The sequence below is a fragment of the Pseudomonas sp. FW215-R2 genome, from assembly GCF_058789255.1.
Genome location: NZ_JBYTBO010000024.1, coordinates 83,214 through 104,700 on the forward strand (window position 1 = coordinate 83,214; position 21,487 = coordinate 104,700).

Consider the following 21,487-nt stretch of genomic DNA (forward strand, 5'->3'; position numbering starts at 1 on the left):
ATTCAGAACTGATAACCGATGCCGGCGTAGTAACCCCAGCCGTTGGAACGTGCGCGGAAGTTGCCGTCGCCGAAGTTAAGCTCGCTGCCGTCCTCCCAGTTGCCGCCGTTGTGGAAGTAACGGCCGACGAGGGTGAAGCGCAGGTGCGTGAACGAGTACAGCAACACGTTGGTCGCCACCGTGGCATTGGCGGTGCGCGCCGGGTTGTCCTTGTGCAGGTCCGAGCCGAAATCGAAGTTGGTGAAACCAATGTAGGTCAGCGAAGCACCGTTGCTGAACTTGTCGATCGGCACGATGTACTTCAGCTGCGCGCGGTAGCCGTCCCACGAATACTCGTTGCTGGCGCCGTAGTTTTCCCACTGGTAGCGCCCGTACAGGTTGGCCGACAGGTTGACCCGCGAGTGGGTGTCGATGTCGGTACCCAAACCGCTGTACAGCGTGTTGGCACGGTTCTCCTTGCGGCTGCCGTGATCGTAGATCCAGTCGAACGCCACGTACCATTCCTTGAACGGCCCGATGGCCAGGCTGCGGCCGGCGAGGTAGTCGATGGAGATGCGCGGTTCGTGTTCCATGAACACCGGCGAGCCGTGATCCCACACGCCTTTGTCGTGGCTGTTGCCGATGTTGAAGATCTTCGGGATGTCGATATAGCCGTACAGCTCGAACGGGCCCTTGCGCCCGAAGTACTCATATTCCAGATAGATATCGTCGGCCGGTTGCGGGCCGAAGCTGATGTCCTTGCTGCCGATCAGCATCAGGTCCTGGTTGTACCAGTCCGACAGGTACGCGCCTTTTTTCGGCGGGCTGGCTTCGGGGCTGAGAGCTTCGCCCTGGGCAGATTCTTCGGGCAGGGCAGGTTGCGCCAGCGCGGTGTGGCTGAGAACTCCGGTAACGCCGGCCAGTAGCAGGGAAACAGCAACGGTGCGCGCACCACGACGGCGGCGGCAGGAAGAAACGTGCATTCAAAGTCCTTTTTGCGGATCAAGGCCCGAAAAAGCGGGCTTGTACGGTTCTGTAATGAAATTGTGAGTAACGGCGACTCGCAAACGTTTGCACAACCCGTACCAGTTTCGCAAGACGCTGAAAAACAGATCAATTCAGTGATTTACCTGGCCCTTCGGTCAGGCTTGGCTCAGGCCTTCCCCGAAAGCACTCAAGCCCGTGCTCAGAACGGCTCGGAGCATCGCTCAAGCGGCTTATCGCACAAAAGTATTAACACTATTTAACCGGTGCCCCATCGCAGGGCATCAACTAGCTTGTCTCGGGAATAGACGGTTTATCTGATGACCGTCATACGCTTGATACGCGTGTCGGATCTTGCCGCAGTTGCACGCCTTCAAGGATGAATTGGCCACGAAAGGAGTAGCCCGTGGAAGCAAGGTTTGGTGTCGCCCTCGTTTCGCGTTTTTCCCCACTTTCCCTTGCTGTGCACCTGAGCGTCGCCGGGCTACTGTTCGGCGGGGTCAGTGAGCAGGCGTTCGCCACCTGCTCGGCTGCAGGCTCCACGATTACCTGTTCGGGCGTCCCGACGCTGCCGCTGTTTCTCAACGATTACAGCAGTGCCACCAGCGGATTGACGGTCAACGTCACCAACGGTGCACAGATGAACGCGACCCTGGGTGGCAAGGTGATCAACCTGACCGGGGCCAACATCAACCTGAACAACTCCGGCACCCTCGACCCGGCCTTGCTGGGCCTGGTCTCGATCCTCAGTGGCGGCGCGTTCATCGGCACCGGTGCGACCAGCACGGTGAGCATCGTCAACAACACCACCGGGCTCATTCGCGGTACCGGCATGCTGCTCGGCCTCAACCTGACCAGCATCGACGGTCTGGGGATAGCCGTGAACAACTCGGTGTCGGGCACTACGACCATCACCAACGACGGCACGATTACCTCGACCGGGCTGTCGGTCGGCGGGATCACCCTGGCCGATACCCCGGTGGTCGGGGTGTATGGCGGTTCACAAGTCAACATGACCAACAGCGCCACCGGCACGATCAACGGCCGGGTCGCGTTCGAGACGTCGGTGGCGGGCAACACTTTCACCAACGCCGGTAACATCACTGGCGGCGTGTCGATGGGGGCGGGCAGCACCAACACCTTCTACGCGATCACAGGTTCCAGCGTTAACCAAGGTGACGGTGCGCAATTGTCCGTCGGCCTCGGTGGCTTGATCGGCGTCAACCTGACCTTCGCCCCGACCGGGACGATCGATGGCGGCGCAGCCGGTACCAACACGCTGATCCTGCAAAACCCGATCGGCCTTGGCGGCGGCACCACCGGCACCGGCACGGCATCCAGCCTGGTCTACGTCAACTTCAACAACCTGACCCTCAACAGCGGCACCTGGACCTTGCAGGGGCCCTTGGTCAGCGGTGCGACCACGCTCAATGGCGGTGTCGCGCAGTTCAACGACAACGCGGCGTTCGGTAGCGGCGTACTGACGTCCAACGGCGGGATTCTCCAGGCCAGCAACGCCGGACTGTCGCTGGCCAACCAGATCAACCTGGGCGCCGGCGGTCTGACCCTGCAGGGCATCAACGGCATGACTCTGAACGGGGTGATCTCCGGCACTGGCGGCCTGACCAAGATCGGCAGCGGCCAGATCGACCTCAGCGGCATCAACACCTACACCGGCAATACCGTGCTCAACGGCGGTGTGGTGCTGGTGGGCAACAACCAGGCGTTCAGCACCGGCAGCATCACCGTTGGCGGCTCTTCGAGCATCTCGGCGACGACGCCGATTTCGCTGGCTAACGCGATCACGCTCAACAGCACCCTGACCGCGACCGGCACCGGTGCGCTGACCCTGGGCGGAGTGATCAGCGGCGCCGCGAACCTGACCAAAACCGGCAGCGGCAGCCTGACCCTCAACGGCATCAACACCTACACCGGGATCACCAGCCTCAGCGCCGGCACCTTGCGCGTCGGCAACAACAACGCCTTGGGCACCGGGGTGCTCAATACCAGCAACGGCACCAGCCTCGACAGCACCGGCAACGTGACCCTGGCCAACAACGTCGGCATCACCGGTGCGTTGAACGTGCTTGGCAGCAATGCTCTGACGCTGTCCGGCATCGTCTCCGGCACCGGCGCAATCACCAAGAGCGGCAGCGCCAGCCTGACCCTGACCGGCAACAACACCAACAGTGGCACCACTGCGCTCAACGGCGGCACTTTGTTCGTCGGCAGCAACACCGCGCTCGGCACGGGAGCACTTAACGCTGCGTCCGGCACCACCCTCGATGCAACGACGGCGGTGACGCTGGCCAACGCGGTTGCACTGGCGTCGGACCTGACCATCGGCGGCACTCAGGCCCTGGGCCTGAGCGGCGTCATCAGCGGCGCCGGCAACCTGATCAAGGGCGGCACCGCGAACCTGACCCTCAGCGGCAACAACACGTTCTCCGGCGGTACGGCGCTGAACAACGGGACGCTGATCGTCGGCTCCAACACCGCGCTGGGTACCGGCGCACTGACCACGGCGGCGGGCACTACCCTCGACGCCAGCACCACCGTGGCACTGAGCAACGCCGTCGCCCTCGGCGGCAACCTGAACATCGCCGGTAACGCCAACCTGACCCTCGGCGGTGTGGTCAGCGGCAGCGGCGGGCTGACCAAAAACGGCGCGGCCAACTTGATTCTCAACGGCGCCAACACCTTCAGTGGTGGCACCACGCTGAACGCCGGGACGCTCACTGTCGGCAACGCCGCCGCACTGGGCAGTGGCGCCCTGACCGTCGCGAATGCCGCGACCCTCGACAGCAACACTTCGGTCATCCTCAACAACAACGTTGCCCTCAACGGCAACCTGGCCATCGGCGGCAGCAACGGCATGATCCTGGGCGGCGTGCTCAGCGGCGCCAGTCAGTTGATCAAGAACGGCACCGCCAACCTGACCCTCAACGGCGCCAACACCTTCACTGGCGGCACGGCGCTCAACGCTGGCAGCCTGACCGTCGGCAACGGCGCGGCACTCGGCACCGGCACGCTGACCGTGGGCGGGGCGGGCGCAACGCTCAACAGCAGCGCCAACGTGACGCTGAACAACGCGATTGCGCTGAACTCCAACCTCACCGCCGGCGGCGCCAACCCGCTGACCCTCGGCGGCGTGATCAGTGGTGGCAGCAACCTGATCAAGACCGGCTCCTCGACCCTGACCCTGACCGGCAACAACACCTACACCGGTGCGACGTCGCTGAACGCCGGGACACTGATCGTCGGCTCCAACACCGCCCTCGGCACCGGCGTGCTCAACGCCGGCAACAACACCACGCTGGACGCCAGCACCGCGACGAGCCTGGCCAACAACGTTAACCTCGGCGGTAACGTGACCATCGGCGGCAGCAACGCGCTGACCCTCGCGGGTGTGGTCTCCGGTGTCGGTGGCCTGACCAAAAGCGGCCCCGCCGATCTGATTCTCAACGGCGCCAACACCTACTTCGGCAACACCGCACTCAACGTCGGCAAGCTGATTGTCGGCAGCAATACCGCGATCGGCAGCGGCGCATTGAACGCAGCGGCCGGCACCACACTGGATACCAACACAGCCGTCACTCTGGGCAACCAGGTCAACCTGGCCGGTGCGATGAACATCGGCGGCAGCGCCGATCTGACCCTCACTGGCACTGTTGCCGGTGCCGGCAGCCTGGTGAAAAACGGCGCAGCCAATCTGAACCTCAATGGCACCAATACCTACGTCGGCGGCACCACGCTGAACGCGGGTACGGTGACCGTCGGCAACAGCTCGGCACTGGGGACCGGCGCCTTGACCGTCGGCGGCGCAGCAACGCTCGACAGCAGTTCGCCGCTGGCCAGTCTGGCCAACGCGGTCGTGCTCAATGCGGCGCTGAGCGTCGGCGGCACCCAGGACCTGACCCTTGGCGGCGTGATCAGCGGCGCAGGCCAGTTGATCAAGAACGGTGCAGCCAACCTGACTGTCAACGGCACCAACACCTTCAGCGGCGGCAGCACGCTCAACGCGGGCACGCTGACACTGGGCTCGGCCGCTGCGTTGGGCAGTGGCGATCTGACCGTCGGTGGCGCTTCGACGCTGGATACCAGCACCGGCATGAGCGTCGGCAACAACATCACCCTCAACGCCGGCCTGACCCTGGCCGGCAGCAACACCCTGAACCTCAGTGGCGTGATCGATGGCGCCGGTAGCCTGACCAAGGACGGTTTTGGCGACCTGACGCTCAGCGGCAACAACACCTTCACCGGTGCGCTGAACATTGCCTCCGGCAGCGTCACCACCGTGAGCAGCGGGGCGCTGGGCAACACCTCCGGCGCCAACATCAGCGCCGGCGCCAATCTCTATCTCAACAGCAGCGCCAGCCTCAACGGGCTGAGCGGCAGCGGCAGCGTGCAGATCGCCGGCGGCAACACCCTGACGGTGGGCGGCGTGAGCGGCACCAGCACCTTCGACGGTGACCTCGGTGGCAGTGGCGCCCTGACCAAAGTCGGTACCGGGACGCTGAACCTCACCGGCAGCAGCGGCCTCACCGGCAACACCAACGTCAACGCCGGTACGCTGAATCTCACCGGTTCGCTGGCCAGCACCCAGCTCAACATCAACAACGGCGCCACCCTCACAGGTACCGGTTCGGCGCTGGGCTTCATCACCATCAACAGCGGCGGTCATCTGGCGTTGTCCTCGGGCAACACCTTGTCCACCTCGTCGCTGATCCTCACCGCCAACAGTAATGTCGACGCTAGCCTCGCCACGCCTTCGACCAGCTCGCTGATGAACATCGGCGGCAACCTGACCCTCGACGGCAATCTCAACGTCACCGATGCCGGCGGTTTCGGTGTCGGTGTCTACCGCTTGTTCAACTACATCGGCGCGCTGACCGACAACGGCCTGACCGTGGCCGGTGTGCCGGTGGGTTACGGCCTCGGCGACATCCTCGTGCAGACCCTGGGTAACCAGGTGAACCTGGTGGTGTCGGCGCCGAACACCAACCTGCGTTTCTGGGACGGCAGCCAGACGATCGCCAATGGCACCGTGGATGGCGGCACTGGTACATGGACTGCCGGCGGCACCAACTGGACCAATTCCAGCGGCACGGTGAACCAGACCTGGGCCGGCGACTTTGCGGTGTTCCAGGGCACGGCGGGCACGGTGTCGGTCAACGGCACGCAACTGTTCACCGGGATGCAATTCCTCACCGATGGCTACAACGTGGTCAACGGCACGTCGGGTCTGCTGACCGCCGTCAACGGCACTGGCGGCACCACGGCGATGCGGGTCGATCCGGGCGTGACCGCCACGGTCGGTGTGAACATCGACGGCAGCGGCATCCTCAACAAACTCGATGCGGGCACACTGGTGCTCAACGGCGCCAACAGCTACACCGGCGGCACGCAACTGGACGGCGGCACATTGGTCGTCGGCAGCAACACCGCCCTGGGCACTGGCGCTTTGATCGCCAACGCCGGTACGCAACTGGACAGCAACACCGCCGTGACCCTGGCCAACGCGGCCACGCTCAACGGCAACCTCACCGTGCTCGGCAGCAATGCGCTGACCCTCAACGGTGTCATTTCCGGCACTGGCGGCTTGATCAAGAACGGTTCGGCCAGCCTGACCCTCGGTGGCAACAACGCCTTCCTCGGGCCGGTGGCACTGAACGCGGGCGGATTGATTCTGGCGTCGAACAGCGCGCTGGGCTCGGCCACCCTGAACGCGGCGAATGGCACCACCCTGGATGCCAGTGGCGCCTTCACGGCGGGTAACGCGATCAACCTGGCGGGCAACCTCGGCATCGTCGGCAGCAACGATCTGACACTCAGCGGCGCCATCAACGGCGCCGGCAGCCTGACCAAGAACGGCGCGGCCAACCTGATCCTGAGCGGGGCCAACAACTTCCTCGGCGGCATCACCCTCAATGCCGGCACCCTGACCGCCGGCAGCAACGGCGCCCTCGGTCTGGGCAACCTGACCGTGGCCGGTGCGTCGTCGCTGGACAGCAACACCTCGGTGTCGCTGGGCAACAACGTGGTGCTCAACGCCAATCTGACCAACACCGGCAACAGCGACGTGGCCCTCAGCGGCGTGGTCAGCGGCAGCGGCGGACTGATCAAGAACGGCGCCTCCAACCTGACCCTCAATGGCATCAACACCTACAGCGGTGGCACCACGCTGAACGCCGGCACCGTGACCCTCGGTACCTCGGCGGGCCTGGGCTCCGGCGCGGTGACCGTGGCGGGCGCATCGACTCTCGACACCACTGCGCCGCTGGTGCTGGCCAACAACGTCAACGTCAATGCCAACCTTACCGTGGCCGGCAACAACAACCTGACCCTGGGTGGCGTGATTGCCGGGGCGGGCACCCTGACCAAGAACGGTCTGGCCGACCTGACGCTATCCGGCAACAACACCTTCAGCGGCACCTTCGATGTGCAGTCCGGCAGCCTGACCACCCTGGGCAACTCGGCACTGGGCAGCAACGCCGGGGTCAATCTCGGCGCTGCGGCGACCCTCAACCTCGGCGGCTCGGGCAGCCTCGCCAGCCTGACCGGCAGCGGTACCGCACTGATCGGCGGCGGCAACACGCTGAGCATCGGCGGCAACAACGCCAGCAGTATTTTCGGCGGTGTGCTCACCGGTACGGGCGAATTGAACAAACTCGGCACCGGTACGCTGACCCTGACCGGCCTCAACAGCCTGACCGGCAACACCACGGTCAACGCCGGCACCTTGAACGTCAGCGGCTCGCTGGACAGCGCCAGCGTACTGGTCAACAGCGGCGGCACCCTGACCGGTAGCGGCTCGCTCGGCGGGGCCGTGACCGTGGCGGACGGCGGCCATCTGGCCGGCGCCACCGGCAGCACGCTGTCGGTGAATTCGCTGGTGTTCAACGCCAACTCAAACTTCGACGTCGGCCTCGGCGCCCCGGTTTCCGGTGGCGGCAACGCGTTGGTCAACGTCGGCGGCAACCTGACCCTCGACGGCACCCTCAACGTCAGCGACATCGGCGGCTTCGGCAGTGGCGTGTACCGGTTGATCAACTACACCGGCGGCCTGACCGACAACGGCATGCTGATCGGCACCGTGCCGGGCAGCGTCACGCCGGGCGATCTGACCCTGCAGACCGCGCTGGCCAACCAGATCAACCTGCTGGTCACCGCACCGGGCGTCACCGTGCAGTTCTGGGACGGCAACCAACTCGTTGCCAACGGTTCGGTGGATGGCGGCAGCGGCACCTGGGGCACCGGCACCACCAACTGGACCGACGTCAACGGCACCACCAATCAGGCCTGGACCAACAGCTTCGCGGTGTTCCAGGGCACGGCGGGCACCGTGACCGTCAATGGCGCGCAAACCATCACCGGCATGCAGTTCGTCACCGATGGCTACAGCCTGCAGAACGGCACGGCCGGTTCGTTGAATCTGGTCAACGGTTCGCTGGGCAATGCCACCGTGCGGGTCGATCCGAACGTCACCGCGACCGTGGGCGTCGCGCTCAATGGCGCTGGCACGCTGGGCAAATACGACACCGGCACCCTGGTGCTCAACGCGGCCAACGGCTACACCGGCGGCACCGCGCTCAACGGCGGCAAGATTGTGGTTGGCAACAACGCGGCCCTCGGCACTGGCGTATTGACCGCCGCCAACGGCACGGCGCTGGACAGCAACACGGCGGTCAGCCTGGCCAACGATGTGGTGCTCAATGGCGGACTCACCGTCGCCGGCTCCAACGCATTGACCCTCGGCGGTGTGGTCAGCGGCAGCGGCAGTCTGATCAAGACCGGCGCATCGAGCCTGACCCTCAACGGCAGCAACACTTACAGCGGCGGTACTCAGCTGTCTGGCGGTACGCTGATTCTGGGCAACAACAGCGCGATCAGCAGCGGCGCTCTCAGTGTGCTGGGCAACGGCACCCTCGACAGCACCTCTGCGCTGCAACTGGCCAACGCCATCAACCTGGGGGCGCAACTGACCCTGGCCGGCAACCAGAGCACCACGCTGATCGGCGCGATCACCGGCAGCGGCAGCCTGGTGAAAAACGGCGCTGGCGACCTGGTGCTCAGCGGCGCCAACACCTACAGCGGCGGCACGACGCTGAACAGCGGCAGCACCCGTGGCGACACCAGCAGCCTGCAAGGTGCAATCGTCAACAACGCGGCGCTGACCTTCGAGCAGAACAGCGACGGCAGCTACACCGGCAATCTGACGGGCGCCGGCACCCTGAACAAAACCGGCACCGGCGCCTTGCTGCTGACCGGCAACAACACCTTCACCGGCAACACCGCCGTGCAGGCCGGTACGCTCAACGTCAACGGCGTGCTCAACAGCGCCAACGTCAATGTCGCCAGCGGTGCGAAGATCGGTGGCAGCGGTCAATTCGGTGGGACTGTGCAACTGGCCAGCGGTGCGACGCTGCTTGGCGGCGGTAACGCCGCACCGTTGTCCGTTGGTTCACTGGCGTTGTCTTCGGGGACGAATCTGGACTTCACCCTCGGCTCGGCCGCCAGCTCCACGACCGTGGTCAACGTCGCCGGCAACCTGACCCTCGACGGCACGCTGAACATCACTAACGCCGGTGGCTTCGGCGTCGGGGTGTATCAGCTGTTCAGCTACGGTGGCACGCTGACCAACAACGGTCTGGTCTACGGCAGCCTGCCGGTTTCGGCGGCCAATCTGACCCTGCAAACTGCGCTGGCCAATCAGGTCAACCTGCTGGTGCAAGGCACGCCGGGCGAAGTGCAGTTCTGGAACGGTGGCAAGACCAACCCGGACGGCAGCATCGGTGGCGGCAACGGCGTGTGGGGGCCTGGCACCAACTGGACCGACCCGACCGGCACTCAGGCACTGGGCTCCAACGGCCAGTTCGCAGTGTTTGGCGGGCAGGGCGGGACGGTCACCATCCAAGGCAACCAGAACTTCACCGGGCTGCAATTCCTCGTCAACGGCTACAGCCTGGAACCGGATGCCGGCGACACGCTGACCCCGGTCAACGGGCCTGGTGGCACCCCGGCGCCAATCCGCGTGAATGCCGGCGCCAGCGCGCAGATTGATGTGCCACTGATCGGTACCGGCGGTATCGAAAAACTGGACTCCGGCACGCTGATCCTCACCGGCGCCAACACTTACAGCGGTGGCACCACGGTCAGCGGCGGTACGCTGATCGGTAACACCACCAGCCTGCAAGGCAACATCATCGATAACGCTTCGTTGGTGTTCCAGCAGAATACCAATGGCCAGTTCAATGGTGTTCTCAGCGGCCTCGGTGCGCTGGCCAAGCGTGGCGTCGGGACTTTGCTGTTGACCGGCGATCAACCGTTCAGCGGCACCGTGTCGGTCGATCAAGGCGTGCTGCAGGTCGGCAGCCGTTCAGCGCGGGCCTCCCTGGGCGGACAAGTGACCGTGGCCAACGGCGCGGCCCTGAGCGGTAACGGCAGCGTCGGTTCGGTGGTCAACCACGGTGTGGTGGCCTCCGGTGGCGCAGACGGCACCTTGAGTGTGGCGGGCAACCTGACCAACGCTGCCGACGGTGTACTGGCCCTGACCGTCAGCTCGCCCACCGCTACGCCTCTGGCCGTCGGCGGCACTGCAACCCTGGGCGGTGGCCTGCAAGTGAACAGCCTGGCGCCGTTCACCGGCAACACCGTGTATTCGCTGATCACCGCCGGCGGTGGCGTGACCGGCACCTTCAGCGCAGCCGATCTGCCGCAATATGCGTTCCTCGACACGGCGCTGGTGTACAGCCCTGACGCGGTGAACCTGGTGGTCAGCCGCAACGGCAATTCGTTCGCCGACGTCGCCGCCACGAGTAACCAGCGCAACACCGCCTCGGCGTTGATGAGCAACGGGCCGGCGGGTGCTGCGTTGCAGAACGAGATCGTCAACCTCAGCGTGGCCGGCGCGCGTCACGCTTTCGACAACCTGTCCGGGGAGATCCATGCCAGCACCGCGAGCGCGGTTCTCGAGGATTCACGCTTTGTGCGTGAAGCGGTCAATGACCGTATGCGTCAACCGACCTGCAGCGCGTCGGATGATCCACGCCGGACGTTGGCACCGAGCGACACCCAACTGAGCAGCAACGGCTGCCACGGTGAAATGGTCGGCTGGGCCCGGGCCATTGGTGCCTGGGGCGACATGGGCGGCGACAGCAACACGGCGAAAGTCGATCGCAGCCTCGGCGGTTTCATGCTCGGCACGGACAAGCAACTCGACGATCAATGGCGTGCCGGGATGGCCGCGGGCTACACCCGTGGCAACCTCAACGCCCACGATCGCAACTCCGATGCCAAGGTTGACAGCTACCACCTGGCGGGTTACCTGAGTTCGCAGTTCGATGCACTGGCCGTGCGCCTCGGCGCGGCTTACAGCTGGCACAGCATCGAGACCAAACGCGACGTCAGCGTCGGTGCCTACAACGATCGCCTGAAGGCTGACTACGATGCCCGCAGTGCCCAGGTGTTCGGCGAAGTGGGTTACGCCATCAATGCGGCAGGCGTGGCCATCGAACCGTTCGCCGGCCTGGCCTACGTCAACTACGACAGCGACACCGCCAAGGAAAAAGGCGGAGTGGGGCGCCTGAAGGGCGATGCCGATCAGGACATCACCTACTCGACCCTCGGTGTGCGCATCGGCAAGTTGGTGACCCTGGCCAACGGCAGCCAACTCACGCCACGGGCGGCGATCGGCTGGCGACATGCCTACGGTGATACCAAACCTGACGCCGACCTGACCTTCATCGACGGCGGCGCGTCGTTCAGCACCCAGGGCGTACCGATCGCCAAGGACAGTGCGCTGCTCGAAGCCGGCGTGGACTTCCAGATCAGCCCGACCGGCAAGCTCGGCATCGGCTACTCGGGTCAGGTGTCCAGCGACAACAACGACAGCGCGATGACCATCAGCTTCAGCCAAAGCTTCTGATCATGGTCGAAGCACTTTAGCCGCCCGAAAGGGCGGTTTTTTTTGGCTAAATACGCTCGAATCCGTGATCTCGGATCATGAGTGTCAGTTCGGCGGGTTAGTCGCAGGAAGAACGGCGGCAGGTGTTGTTTTATCCACGCATGTTTGGAACCCGACTTTGCAAAGTATGGCGTCATACCAGGCTCCGCTTTTGCTTGCTGTCGAAGGTTGTGCCCGCGCACTGGAGGACTTCATTTGCAGTTGCAGCTCAATCTCTACTCGCCGATCTGCGGCCAGGCACTCTTTGAGCTCGACGGAACCGAGATTCCTGGGGCAGTTCGATTTGGGAAAAAGCGAGCCTTGCCCAGTACTCTTAACCGGGACCGCTGGCACGCCGATGAACAGACTCTCCAACTCTGCATGCACACTTTCTGCGCGTCGCAAAGACAAGGCCGCGTTTGAATCTCCCGATTTCATGACCGGTGTTCTGTCCGTGTATCCGATGATTTTTGCTGACAGGATGTGTAAGTGATCCTTTTCGAGCTTTTGTTTGGTTTCGCTGCTGAAGGTGATCAATTGTTGCTTTCCGCTTGTGCTGACTTCGTCTTCGTAAGTGTCAAAAAGTGCATCGGAGTTAAGCGTGTGGCAGGTACTGAAACTGGCTTCCTTATTGGAGGCTTTCAAAACTTTCAAACCACTGCGATCCAACTCGATTCTGGCTTTTGGTGACCAGTCTTTTCCGTTGTATGCAAGTATTTCCACGAGACTCCGTTCGCCCAAGCCATGCCAGAGAATATTGAAGTGATGAACGATGTTGGTTTGACTGCCGCTTTTCAGGCATCCGTAGACGGAAATATCGAATTCCTTTGCAACATCGCTGACGACTTTCTGGTTCTCTTCACTCAACGCCAACGAGACATCCTTCTGTGCGATGCCGATGAATCCGAAGGTGCTGCCAATGATGAGGCCCATGACAGGCACCGCCACTGCAATCGGCAGAATCAAGGCAGTGATGAACGTGGCCACGCGCATCCGTGCACGTTGGCGAATCTGTTCAATCGTCGCGCCGGCAGCGTCAGGTTTCCAATAGATGATTGAAAGGAACAACAGGGCGCCACTGAAGACGGGCGCTGCGAGTGGTGAAAAATCATGCATTAAAAGGGCGACGATGATCAGGCAGCCGATAAAAACAAAACACATGAAAACCGCGAAGGCTTTGTCCATTTTTTTGGAGCTTTTAGTGAAGTCGTGCGCGAAATACACGCCCAGAAATCCGAAAAGCAACCAGTAGAAATAGAGCAGTCCGAAGCCAAGCGCGATAAAAATAAACACCAGGCTGTCGGCGAGAGTTAATCCTGTGGGGAAGAAGTTGATGATGAAGGCGCAGTAGCCCCAGGTAATTCCTATACCCAGCGCCACTATCAGTTTGGCAGCCAGCGTTCCGTGTTTTTCCACTGCATCCAGTAACTCAGACATGTTCTTCCTTAAATGGTGTAGAAGCGGGGGGACGTGACCGTCCACTCGGCGAGCGCCGATTCTGGTGGACTGCACACTGATGTCAATATGCCCAATCCTGTTCAGGGTGTGACGCACTCGCAGCTCCATTGAGGCCCTCTGCTAGAATTCGCCCCAGTCCCAGCCAGGAGATTGCCCCGATGAGCGAGCCCATTCGTCTGACCCAGTACAGCCACGGCGCCGGTTGTGGCTGCAAGATTTCGCCCAAAGTGCTGGAGGTGATCCTCGCCGGCAGCGGGGCGCAGAACCTTGATCCGAAACTGTGGGTCGGCAACGCCTCGCGTGATGACGCGGCGGTGTATGAGATCGATGCCGAGCGCGGCGTGGTGTCGACCACCGATTTTTTCATGCCGATCGTCGATGACCCGTTCGACTTCGGCCGGATTGCCGCGACCAATGCGATCAGCGATATCTACGCCATGGGCGGCGATCCATTGATGGCCATTGCCATTCTCGGCTGGCCGGTCAACGTGCTGGTGCCGGAAGTGGCGCGCGAAGTGATTCGTGGCGGTCGCGCGGTGTGCGATGCGGCGGGGATTCCCCTGGCGGGCGGGCACTCGATCGATGCGCCGGAGCCGATTTTCGGCCTGGCCGTCACCGGGCTGGTGGAAAAACGCTTCATGAAGCGCAACGACACCGCCACCGCCGGATGCCTGCTGTACCTGACCAAACCGCTGGGGATCGGCATCCTCACCACCGCCGAAAAGAAGGGCAAGTTGCGCAACGCCGACATCGGTCTGGCCCGGGACTGGATGTGTACGCTGAACAAACCCGGCAGTCGCTTCGGCAAACTGGCCGGCGTCACCGCGATGACCGACGTCACCGGTTTCGGCCTGCTCGGGCATCTGGTGGAAATGGCTGACGGCAGCCACCTCACCGCACGCATCGTCTATGACCGGGTGCCGCGTCTGGACAGCGTCGAGTATTACCTCGAACAGGGCTGTGTGCCGGGCGGCACCTTGCGCAATTTCGACAGCTATTCGGACCGGCTCGGGCGGGTGCAGGAACTGCACAAACGGCTGTTGTGCGACCCGCAGACCAGCGGCGGGTTGCTGGTGGCCGTGACCCCGCAAGGCAACGCCGAATTCCTTGCCGTGGCGGCGGAGCTGGGCTTGAGCCTGGAACCGATTGGCGAACTGGTCGAGCGACAGACCCACGCCGTCGAGGTGTCTTGATGGACCCTGACTACGGCGATTACCGGGACATTTTCCTCAACGACCGACCGCTGATGGATGTTCGCGCGCCGGTCGAGTTTCACAAAGGTGCGTTCCCCGGCGTGGTCAATCTGCCGCTAATGAATGATCTGGAGCGGCAGAAGGTCGGCACTTGCTACAAGCAGCATGGCCAACACGCTGCCATCGAACTGGGCCACCGCTTGGTGTCCGGCGTGGTGAAGGCCGAACGTATCGAGGCCTGGGCCGAGTTTGCCCGGGCCCATCCCGACGGTTATCTCTATTGCTTTCGCGGCGGCTTGCGTTCGCAGATCACCCGGCAATGGCTCAAGAGCGAGGCCGGGATCGACTATCCGCGCATCCGTGGCGGCTACAAGGCGCTGCGCAATTTCCTGATCGACACCCTCGAGCAAGCCGTGACCCAGTGCGATTTCGTGTTGTTGGGCGGCATGACCGGCACCGGCAAGACCGAACTGTTGGTGCAGTTGGACAACGGTCTGGATCTGGAGGGCCACGCCAATCATCGCGGCTCAAGCTTCGGCAAACGCGCCACGGGGCAACCGTCGAACATTGATTTCGAAAACCGCCTGGCCATCGACCTCCTCAAGAAACGTGACGCTGGCATCGGTCAGTTCGTGCTCGAAGACGAGAGCCGGGTGGTCGGCAGTTGCGCCTTGCCGCTGCCGTTGTATCAGGGCATGCAGCAATACCCGATGGTCTGGCTGGAAGACAGTTTTGAAGATCGGGTGCAGCGGATCCTGCGCGATTACGTGGTGGACCTGTCGGCCGAGTTTTCGGCAGTGCACGGCGAGCAGGGTTTTGCACTGTTCTCTGAACGGTTGCTCGAGAGCCTGAACAATGTGCAGAAACGTCTGGGCGGCGAACGCCACCGAAGGATGCTGCTGTTGATGGAAGACGCACTGGCAGAGCAGGGGCGCAGCGGCGCGGTGGATTTGCACCGAGGCTGGATCGAGGGGTTGCTGCGTGAATATTACGACCCGATGTATGTGTTTCAGCGCGAGAAAAAGGGCGCGCGGATCGAATTTGCCGGAGAGCGCGGGGCGGTGATCGAGTATCTGCGCGAGCGGTTGAATCACAAACGCTGAAGCCGGAGACCCGGCACCGGCTCCAGGACACTCAAGTCGGGCAAGTGACCTTGCCGTTATCCAGCCCCTGCTTGTAACTGTGGCTCTGCAGGCTGGCCTTGCCGTTGTGCCAGGTCAGGGTCAGCACATACAGCGAGTCATAGTCGCCGGACGCCCAGTCCTCGGTGATGGACTGTTTCTCGCCAACAGCCTTGCCGGCGACCTTGTTGATCAGCTCCGGCAGGTAGCCGTGGGACCAGGCGGTGTAGATGGTCGAGTTGTGATACTTGTCGGCGGTCAGCTCCCGAGCCAGGTCGCTGGTGTCGTTGGCCGAGAATTCGATGTTCACCGGCAGGCCGAGCTTGATCGCGGCGGGGCTGATGGTCATCAAGGGGCGGATGTAGCTGTAGGAGTTGTCCAGCTCGCCTTCCTCGACATTGCGCGTCGGGTTGGCGGCAAACACGTAGTCGGCCTTGCCGAATTTCTCCGGCAGCAGCGTCGACAGCTCGATGGCGCGGTTCAGGCCCTGGCAGTTGAGCTGGCCGAGGCCGCCGGCAGGTTTTTCCCCGTGGCGCAGGAAGATCAGGGTCTGGGTGCCGTCCACCGGTTGTGCGCGGCTTTCGCTGGACTCGAGCGACAGGAACAGCGCGCTCACCGCCAACAGAGAGGGCAGGGCCACGTAGGCGCGATGTTTGAAGCGTTTGGCGACTTTCATCAAGTTCGTCATGAGATCAGGATTCTTCAGCGTGTTCGGTTAAGGCTGACAAACCTCTACACCACGGGCTGCCGGGGCCGGGTGTTTTTCCCTGTCTTGATTGGCTTGCTTGGAGCCCCCGCAGGCCTTTTGGTTCGATCCGCCTGCCGGGGCGCACTCTAAAGGCATCGCCCAAAGGCTTGAGGGAAGGTTAGCGACAGGATGTTGCGGAATTAAGTAAGCGTGGTGCCCACGGCAAAAAAGAACCCGAGCCAGAGCGGAAAACGTGGATTATGCTCAGGCCTTTCATTTTGTGACTGGATGCTACACATGACCGATCTGTCCGCGTTCCCGATCACCCAGAAATGGCCGGCGCAGTACCCTGACTGGATTCAGCTCTATTCTCTGCCGACTCCCAACGGCGTCAAGGTCTCGATCATGCTCGAAGAGATCGGTCTGCCCTACGAACCGCACCGTGTGGGGTTCGACACCAACGACCAGATGTCCCCGGCGTTCCTGTCGCTGAACCCGAACAACAAGATCCCGGCGATCCTCGATCCCCACGGCCCGGATGACAAACCGCTGCCGTTGTTCGAGTCCGGTGCGATCCTGATTTATCTCGCCGACAAAAGCGGCCAGTTGCTGGCCCAGGAAGGCGCGCTGCGCTACGAGACGATCCAGTGGCTGATGTTCCAGATGGGCGGCATCGGCCCGATGTTCGGCCAACTCGGCTTCTTCAACAAATTCGCCGGCAAGGACTACGAAGACAAACGTCCCCGTGACCGTTACGTCGACGAAAGCAAACGCCTGCTCAACGTCCTGAACGCCCGCCTCGAAGGGCGCGACTGGATCATGGGCGAGCGCTACACCATCGCCGACATCGCCACGTTTCCGTGGGTGCGCAACCTGATCGGGTTCTACGAGGCGGGCGATCTGGTCGGCATCAAGGACTTCCCGAACGTCACCCGGGTACTGGAGCGTTTTCTGGCGCGGCCGGCCGTGGTGCGCGGGCTGACCATTCCCTCATAACCCTGTGGGAGCCGGGTGCGCGGATTATTGCGCGCCCGGTAATGCACTGTTGATTGATCCAGGTTTGTACCCCGTCCCCCGCAAGGCATAAGCTTCGCCCCCTACGACTTTCGTCTCATCTGCCCGTTTTCAGGAAAGGCCCCATGTCCAGTCAGTTCCCCGAAGCACGTCCACGCCGTCTGCGCCGCAATGCGAGCCTGCGCAGCCTGTTCCAGGAAACCGAGTTTTCGCTCAACGATCTGGTGCTGCCGATCTTCGTCGAAGAAGAGATCGACGACTTCGTGCCAATCAAGAGCATGCCCGGCGTGATGCGCATTCCGGAGCGCAAGCTGGCCGGCGAGATCGAGCGTTACGCCCGGGCCGGGATCAAGTCGGTGATGACCTTCGGCGTGTCCCATCACCTGGACGCCAACGGCAGCGACACCTGGCGGGAAAACGGTCTGGTGTCGCGCATGTCGCGGATCGCCAAGGACGCCGTGCCGGAAATGATCGTGATGTCCGACACCTGCTTTTGCGAGTACACCGACCACGGTCACTGCGGCGTGATGCACAACCATGAAGTCGACAACGACCAGACCCTGATCAACCTCGGCAAACAAGCGGTCGCGGCAGCGCGTGCCGGTGCCGATGTGATCGCACCGTCGGCCGCGATGGACGGTCAGGTGCGGGCGATTCGCCGGGCACTGGACGATGCCGGCTTCACGCAGATTCCGATCATGGCCTACTCGACCAAATTCGCCTCGGCGCTCTACGGCCCGTTCCGCGAGGCCGGTGGCAGCGCACTGAAAGGCGACCGCAAAAGCTATCAGATGAACCCGATGAACCGCCGCGAAGCCCTGCGTGAATCGTTGCTCGACGAGCAGGAAGGCGCCGATGCACTGATGGTCAAACCGGCGGGCGCGTACCTGGACATCATTCGCGATATCCGTGAAGCCTCGAACCTGCCGCTGTCGGCGTATCAGGTCAGCGGCGAGTACGCGATGATCAAGTTCGGCGCCCAGGCCGGGGCCATCGACGAAGATCGTGTGGTGCGCGAAAGCCTCGGTGCGATCAAACGCGCAGGTGCGGACCTGATCTTCACTTACTTTGCGATGGACCTGGCGCTGGCCGGGATCTGATCCGTCAGGGGCAACTGAAAAACGGCCGGATCCCGTGGTCACGAAAGTACCGTTCGATCACCTTCGGATCCGCGCTGTTGTCGGCAATCGCCACATAAGTGTCCGGGCGCAACAGGTAAAAGCCGTTGCGCCCCAGTCCTGCCGATTCAAACGCCGGGCGCCAGTCGAACACGTGCAGCGGCAAGTGATGTTCATTGCACCAGGCGATCATCTCGTCGCTGGTGTCGCCGTACACATGCACCTGCCAGCATGGATTGCGCAGCGGTTCGTAATTATCCCCCTCGCCATCATGGGCCCACGGCAAGCGGTCGCCGCCGTGCACATGCCCGGCCACTCCCTCGCTCAACGCCATGCCCCGATAATTGACGGTGATTTGCGAGACGGTGCGAAACAGGAATTCGCGACTGGTTTCGAATGACGCCATTTTCGGGATCAGGAACGGTGCCAGTCGTGTGCGCAACAGATCGGCCATCCGGCCTTCGGCAGTCACAAAACTGAAGACTTTGTCAGTGGTCGACACCAGTCGCCGGGCGAAGGCGATGCGTTCGGTTTCGTAGCTGTCGAGCAGCTTCGCCGTGGCGCCACCGCTGAGTACCGCCGCGAGTTTCCACGCCAGATTGATCGCATCGCCGATGCCGGTGTTCATGCCTTGGCCGCCGGCGGGGCTGTGCACGTGCGCTGCGTCGCCGAGCAGAAAGGCCCGGCCCTTGCGAAAGTGATCCGCCACCCGATGATGCACGCGATAGGTGGAGAACCAGTTGACGTCCTCGATGTGCACGTTCAAATGCTCGATGGCGCGGCTGCTGACATCCGAGAATTCCAGGGTTTCGGCGCGATCCGCACGCTCGTCGCGTACCGTGCCGATCAGCCGCGCACGGCCTTCGCCGGCCAGCGGGAATACCGCCAGAAAATCCGCCTCATCCAGATCCAGATGCAACTCGCCGTTGAGCGCCGGGCCGCTGGCCTGCACGTCGGCGACGTAGAAAATCTGCTGATAGGTGCCACCGGGGAAACCGGTGTCGAGGGTTTTGCGCACGACCGAACGGGCGCCGTCACAACCGGCCAGGTAGCAGGCCTGGCAGATCTCTTGCTCGCCATCCGGCAGGCGCAAATGTGCGGTGAGGCCGTCGCCGTTTTCCGTGAAGCTTTCGAGGGTGGTATTGCGCTCGACGAACACGTCGTAGTCTTCGAGGCGGTCGATCAGCAACCGCTCGTGTTCGTCCTGCGGGTAGATTTCCAGGAAGGCGTAAGGCGTCAGGCCTTCGCCGATGCGGTTAAGCGGCAGTTGTGCCACGGGGTTGCCCTTGACCCAGAAATTCGCCGCCGCCACCCGGTGCCCGTTGCGCACCACGGCTTCGGCGAGATCCAGTTGCCGGTACAACTCCAGCGTGCGCGCCTGCACCGCCAGCGCCCGTGAGGTGGTGCCCGGCACGGAGCTCTTGTCGATGATGCGCACCCGCACGCCCAGTTTGCTCAGCCACAGGGCCAGTACCAGTCCGGTGGGGCCCGCGCCGATGATCAGAACGTCACTGCGGTTCATGGTCTGTCCTCCTCGCGTGCCCTTTGCCACTGAGTGTGCAGCAGCAAGTATGGATCAGCAGGCGAGGGCGGCCAGTCGGCCTGCCAAACGGGACGATGGAACAGCGCCGCCGGCCCGCAGTCCTATCCTGCACCCTGCGATTGAGCGTAGGGTTAACCCGCCTCAACGGACTGGATGAAGCGTTATGCACACCCCTCGATTATTCGTCAGCCTCGCCGCATTGTTGGTGCTGGCCGGTTGCGCAGGCCAACGCGGGCAGGAACCGGCCCCGCGTTCGCCGGCCGAGGTCAAGGCGCAGATTGTGCGTTTGCTGCCAGCGAAAACCGCCGACCGCCAGGGCTGGGCCACGGACATCTACACCGCGTTCGCCGCGCAGGGCATCAGCCCTACCACGCAAAACCTGTGTTCGGTGCTGGCCGTCGCCGAGCAGGAATCCAACTTTCAGGTCGATCCGTCGGTGCCCGGCCTGGGCAAGATTGCCCGCGACGAGATCGACCGGCGCGCGGCCAAGGTCCATATCCCGAGCCTGTTGGTCAGCGGCGCGTTGCAGGTGCGCTCGCCCAACGGCAAGACTTACAGCGAACGCCTGAGCGCAGCACGCACCGAGAAAGACCTGAGCGGTATTTTTGATGACTTCATCGGCATGGTGCCGATGGGGCGAACGCTGTTTGGCGGCTTCAACCCGGTGCACACCGCGGGACCCATGCAGGTCAGCATCGAATTCGCCGAACAGCATGCCAAGGGTTATCCGTATCCGGTGAGCGGCACGATTCGCCACGAAGTGTTCACGCGCCGTGGCGGCATGTATTTCGGCATCGCCCATTTGCTGGGGTATCCGGTGAGTTATCGCGAGCCGCTGTACCGCTTCGCCGATTTCAACGCCGGGTGGTACGCCAGTCGCAACGCGGCGTTTCAGAATGCAGTCAGTCGCGCCTCGGGCGTTCCACTGGCACTGGATGGCGACCTGATCCGCTATGACTCGATCATGCCGGGCACGACCGAACTGGCGGTGCGCAGGCTCGGCAAGTCATTGGGTATGCGCAATCCACAGATCCGTGACCAATTGGAGAAGGGCAACACGCTGGGATTCGAGGAGACCAGGCTGTATCAACGGGTCTTTGAACTGGCGGACAAGGCAGAAGGCAAGTCATTGCCCCAGGCGGTGCTGCCGGGGATCGTTCTGCAGAGCCCTAAGATCACCCGCAAACTGACCACTGCGTGGTTCGCCAAACGGGTCGATGAGCGCTATCGGCGCTGCATGGCCAGGGACTGAAGAGGCAAAAAAAGACGTAAAAAAACCCGGCTGACGGGAGCCGGGTTTTTTCTGGATTGCTGCGGTAAAGCCCTTCATTCAGGCAACGCGGCGTTCGATCAGACGATCCGAGCCACCTTCGGCAACGCGACGTTCTTGCAGACGATCCGAGCCACCTTCAGCGACGCGACGTTCCAGCAGACGATCCGAACC

General features: G+C 62.8%; 10 protein-coding genes. 6 read left to right on the top strand and 4 right to left on the bottom strand.

Annotated elements, in window-relative coordinates; genetic code table 11:
• Positions 1–2: 2 nt before the first annotated feature.
• Positions 3–962 (bottom strand): nucleoside-specific channel-forming protein Tsx, encoded by a 960-nt coding sequence (locus AC3WRD_RS25915; RefSeq protein ID WP_102622591.1) that lies wholly within the window; start codon positions 960–962, stop codon positions 3–5.
• Positions 963–1,369: 407 nt separating this feature from the next.
• On the opposite strand from AC3WRD_RS25915, the gene AC3WRD_RS25920 reads away from it, so the two are divergent.
• Positions 1,370–11,890 (top strand): autotransporter-associated beta strand repeat-containing protein, encoded by a 10,521-nt coding sequence (locus AC3WRD_RS25920; RefSeq protein ID WP_102622590.1) that lies wholly within the window; start codon positions 1,370–1,372, stop codon positions 11,888–11,890.
• An 84-nt stretch (positions 11,891–11,974) separates the two neighbouring features.
• Here AC3WRD_RS25920 and AC3WRD_RS25925 read toward each other — a convergent pair whose 3' ends face one another.
• Positions 11,975–13,345, bottom strand: a complete 1,371-nt coding sequence (locus tag AC3WRD_RS25925; protein WP_158243873.1) for a hypothetical protein — start codon at positions 13,343–13,345, stop codon at positions 11,975–11,977.
• Between the two features lie 179 nt (positions 13,346–13,524).
• On the opposite strand from AC3WRD_RS25925, the gene selD reads away from it, so the two are divergent.
• Both selD and mnmH read left to right on the top strand, forming a co-directional pair.
• Positions 13,525–14,559, top strand: a complete 1,035-nt coding sequence (gene selD, locus AC3WRD_RS25930) for a selenide, water dikinase SelD (RefSeq protein WP_102622589.1) — start codon at positions 13,525–13,527, stop codon at positions 14,557–14,559.
• Positions 14,559–15,662, top strand: coding sequence for a tRNA 2-selenouridine(34) synthase MnmH (gene mnmH, locus AC3WRD_RS25935; protein ID WP_102622588.1), 1,104 nt, complete (start codon positions 14,559–14,561; stop codon positions 15,660–15,662). The genes selD and mnmH overlap by 1 nt, the downstream gene beginning before the upstream one ends.
• A gap of 31 nt (positions 15,663–15,693) precedes the next feature.
• Here the strand turns inward: mnmH and AC3WRD_RS25940 are convergent, their stop codons facing one another.
• A complete protein-coding gene (locus tag AC3WRD_RS25940; RefSeq protein WP_096823071.1) occupies positions 15,694–16,368 on the bottom strand; it encodes a histidine phosphatase family protein in 675 nt (224 codons plus the stop codon).
• A gap of 297 nt (positions 16,369–16,665) precedes the next feature.
• Here AC3WRD_RS25940 and AC3WRD_RS25945 point away from each other — a divergent pair, with 297 nt between their 5' ends.
• A complete protein-coding gene (locus AC3WRD_RS25945; protein WP_096823070.1) occupies positions 16,666–17,364 on the top strand; it encodes a glutathione binding-like protein in 699 nt (232 codons plus the stop codon).
• A 143-nt stretch (positions 17,365–17,507) separates the two neighbouring features.
• Positions 17,508–18,482: a porphobilinogen synthase gene (hemB, locus tag AC3WRD_RS25950; RefSeq protein WP_102622587.1), complete on the top strand. Its 975-nt coding sequence runs from the start codon at positions 17,508–17,510 to the stop codon at positions 18,480–18,482.
• A 4-nt stretch (positions 18,483–18,486) separates the two neighbouring features.
• Here hemB and AC3WRD_RS25955 read toward each other — a convergent pair whose 3' ends face one another.
• On the bottom strand, positions 18,487–20,022 hold the full coding sequence (locus AC3WRD_RS25955; RefSeq protein ID WP_102622586.1) for an FAD-dependent oxidoreductase: 1,536 nt from the start codon (positions 20,020–20,022) through the stop codon (positions 18,487–18,489).
• 184 nt (positions 20,023–20,206) lie between these two features.
• Between AC3WRD_RS25955 and AC3WRD_RS25960 the strand changes: the two genes are divergently transcribed.
• Positions 20,207–21,295, top strand: coding sequence for a DUF1615 domain-containing protein (locus AC3WRD_RS25960; protein WP_102622585.1), 1,089 nt, complete (start codon positions 20,207–20,209; stop codon positions 21,293–21,295).
• The last annotated feature ends 192 nt before the right edge of the window (positions 21,296–21,487 follow it).

Bases quoted from the DNA above. Each gene is read 5' to 3' on its own strand.
- AC3WRD_RS25915 (WP_102622591.1), bottom strand. From the start codon at position 962: ATGCACGTTTCTTCCTGCCGCCGCCGTCGTGGTGCGCGCACCGTTGCT.
- AC3WRD_RS25925 (WP_158243873.1), bottom strand. From the start codon at position 13,345: ATGTCTGAGTTACTGGATGCAGTGGAAAAACACGGAACGCTGGCTGCC.
- selD (WP_102622589.1), top strand. From the start codon at position 13,525: ATGAGCGAGCCCATTCGTCTGACCCAGTACAGCCACGGCGCCGGTTGT.
- mnmH (WP_102622588.1), top strand. From the start codon at position 14,559: ATGGACCCTGACTACGGCGATTACCGGGACATTTTCCTCAACGACCGA.
- AC3WRD_RS25940 (WP_096823071.1), bottom strand. From the start codon at position 16,368: ATGACGAACTTGATGAAAGTCGCCAAACGCTTCAAACATCGCGCCTAC.
- AC3WRD_RS25945 (WP_096823070.1), top strand. From the start codon at position 16,666: ATGACCGATCTGTCCGCGTTCCCGATCACCCAGAAATGGCCGGCGCAG.
- hemB (WP_102622587.1), top strand. From the start codon at position 17,508: ATGTCCAGTCAGTTCCCCGAAGCACGTCCACGCCGTCTGCGCCGCAAT.
- AC3WRD_RS25955 (WP_102622586.1), bottom strand. From the start codon at position 20,022: ATGAACCGCAGTGACGTTCTGATCATCGGCGCGGGCCCCACCGGACTG.
- AC3WRD_RS25960 (WP_102622585.1), top strand. From the start codon at position 20,207: ATGCACACCCCTCGATTATTCGTCAGCCTCGCCGCATTGTTGGTGCTG.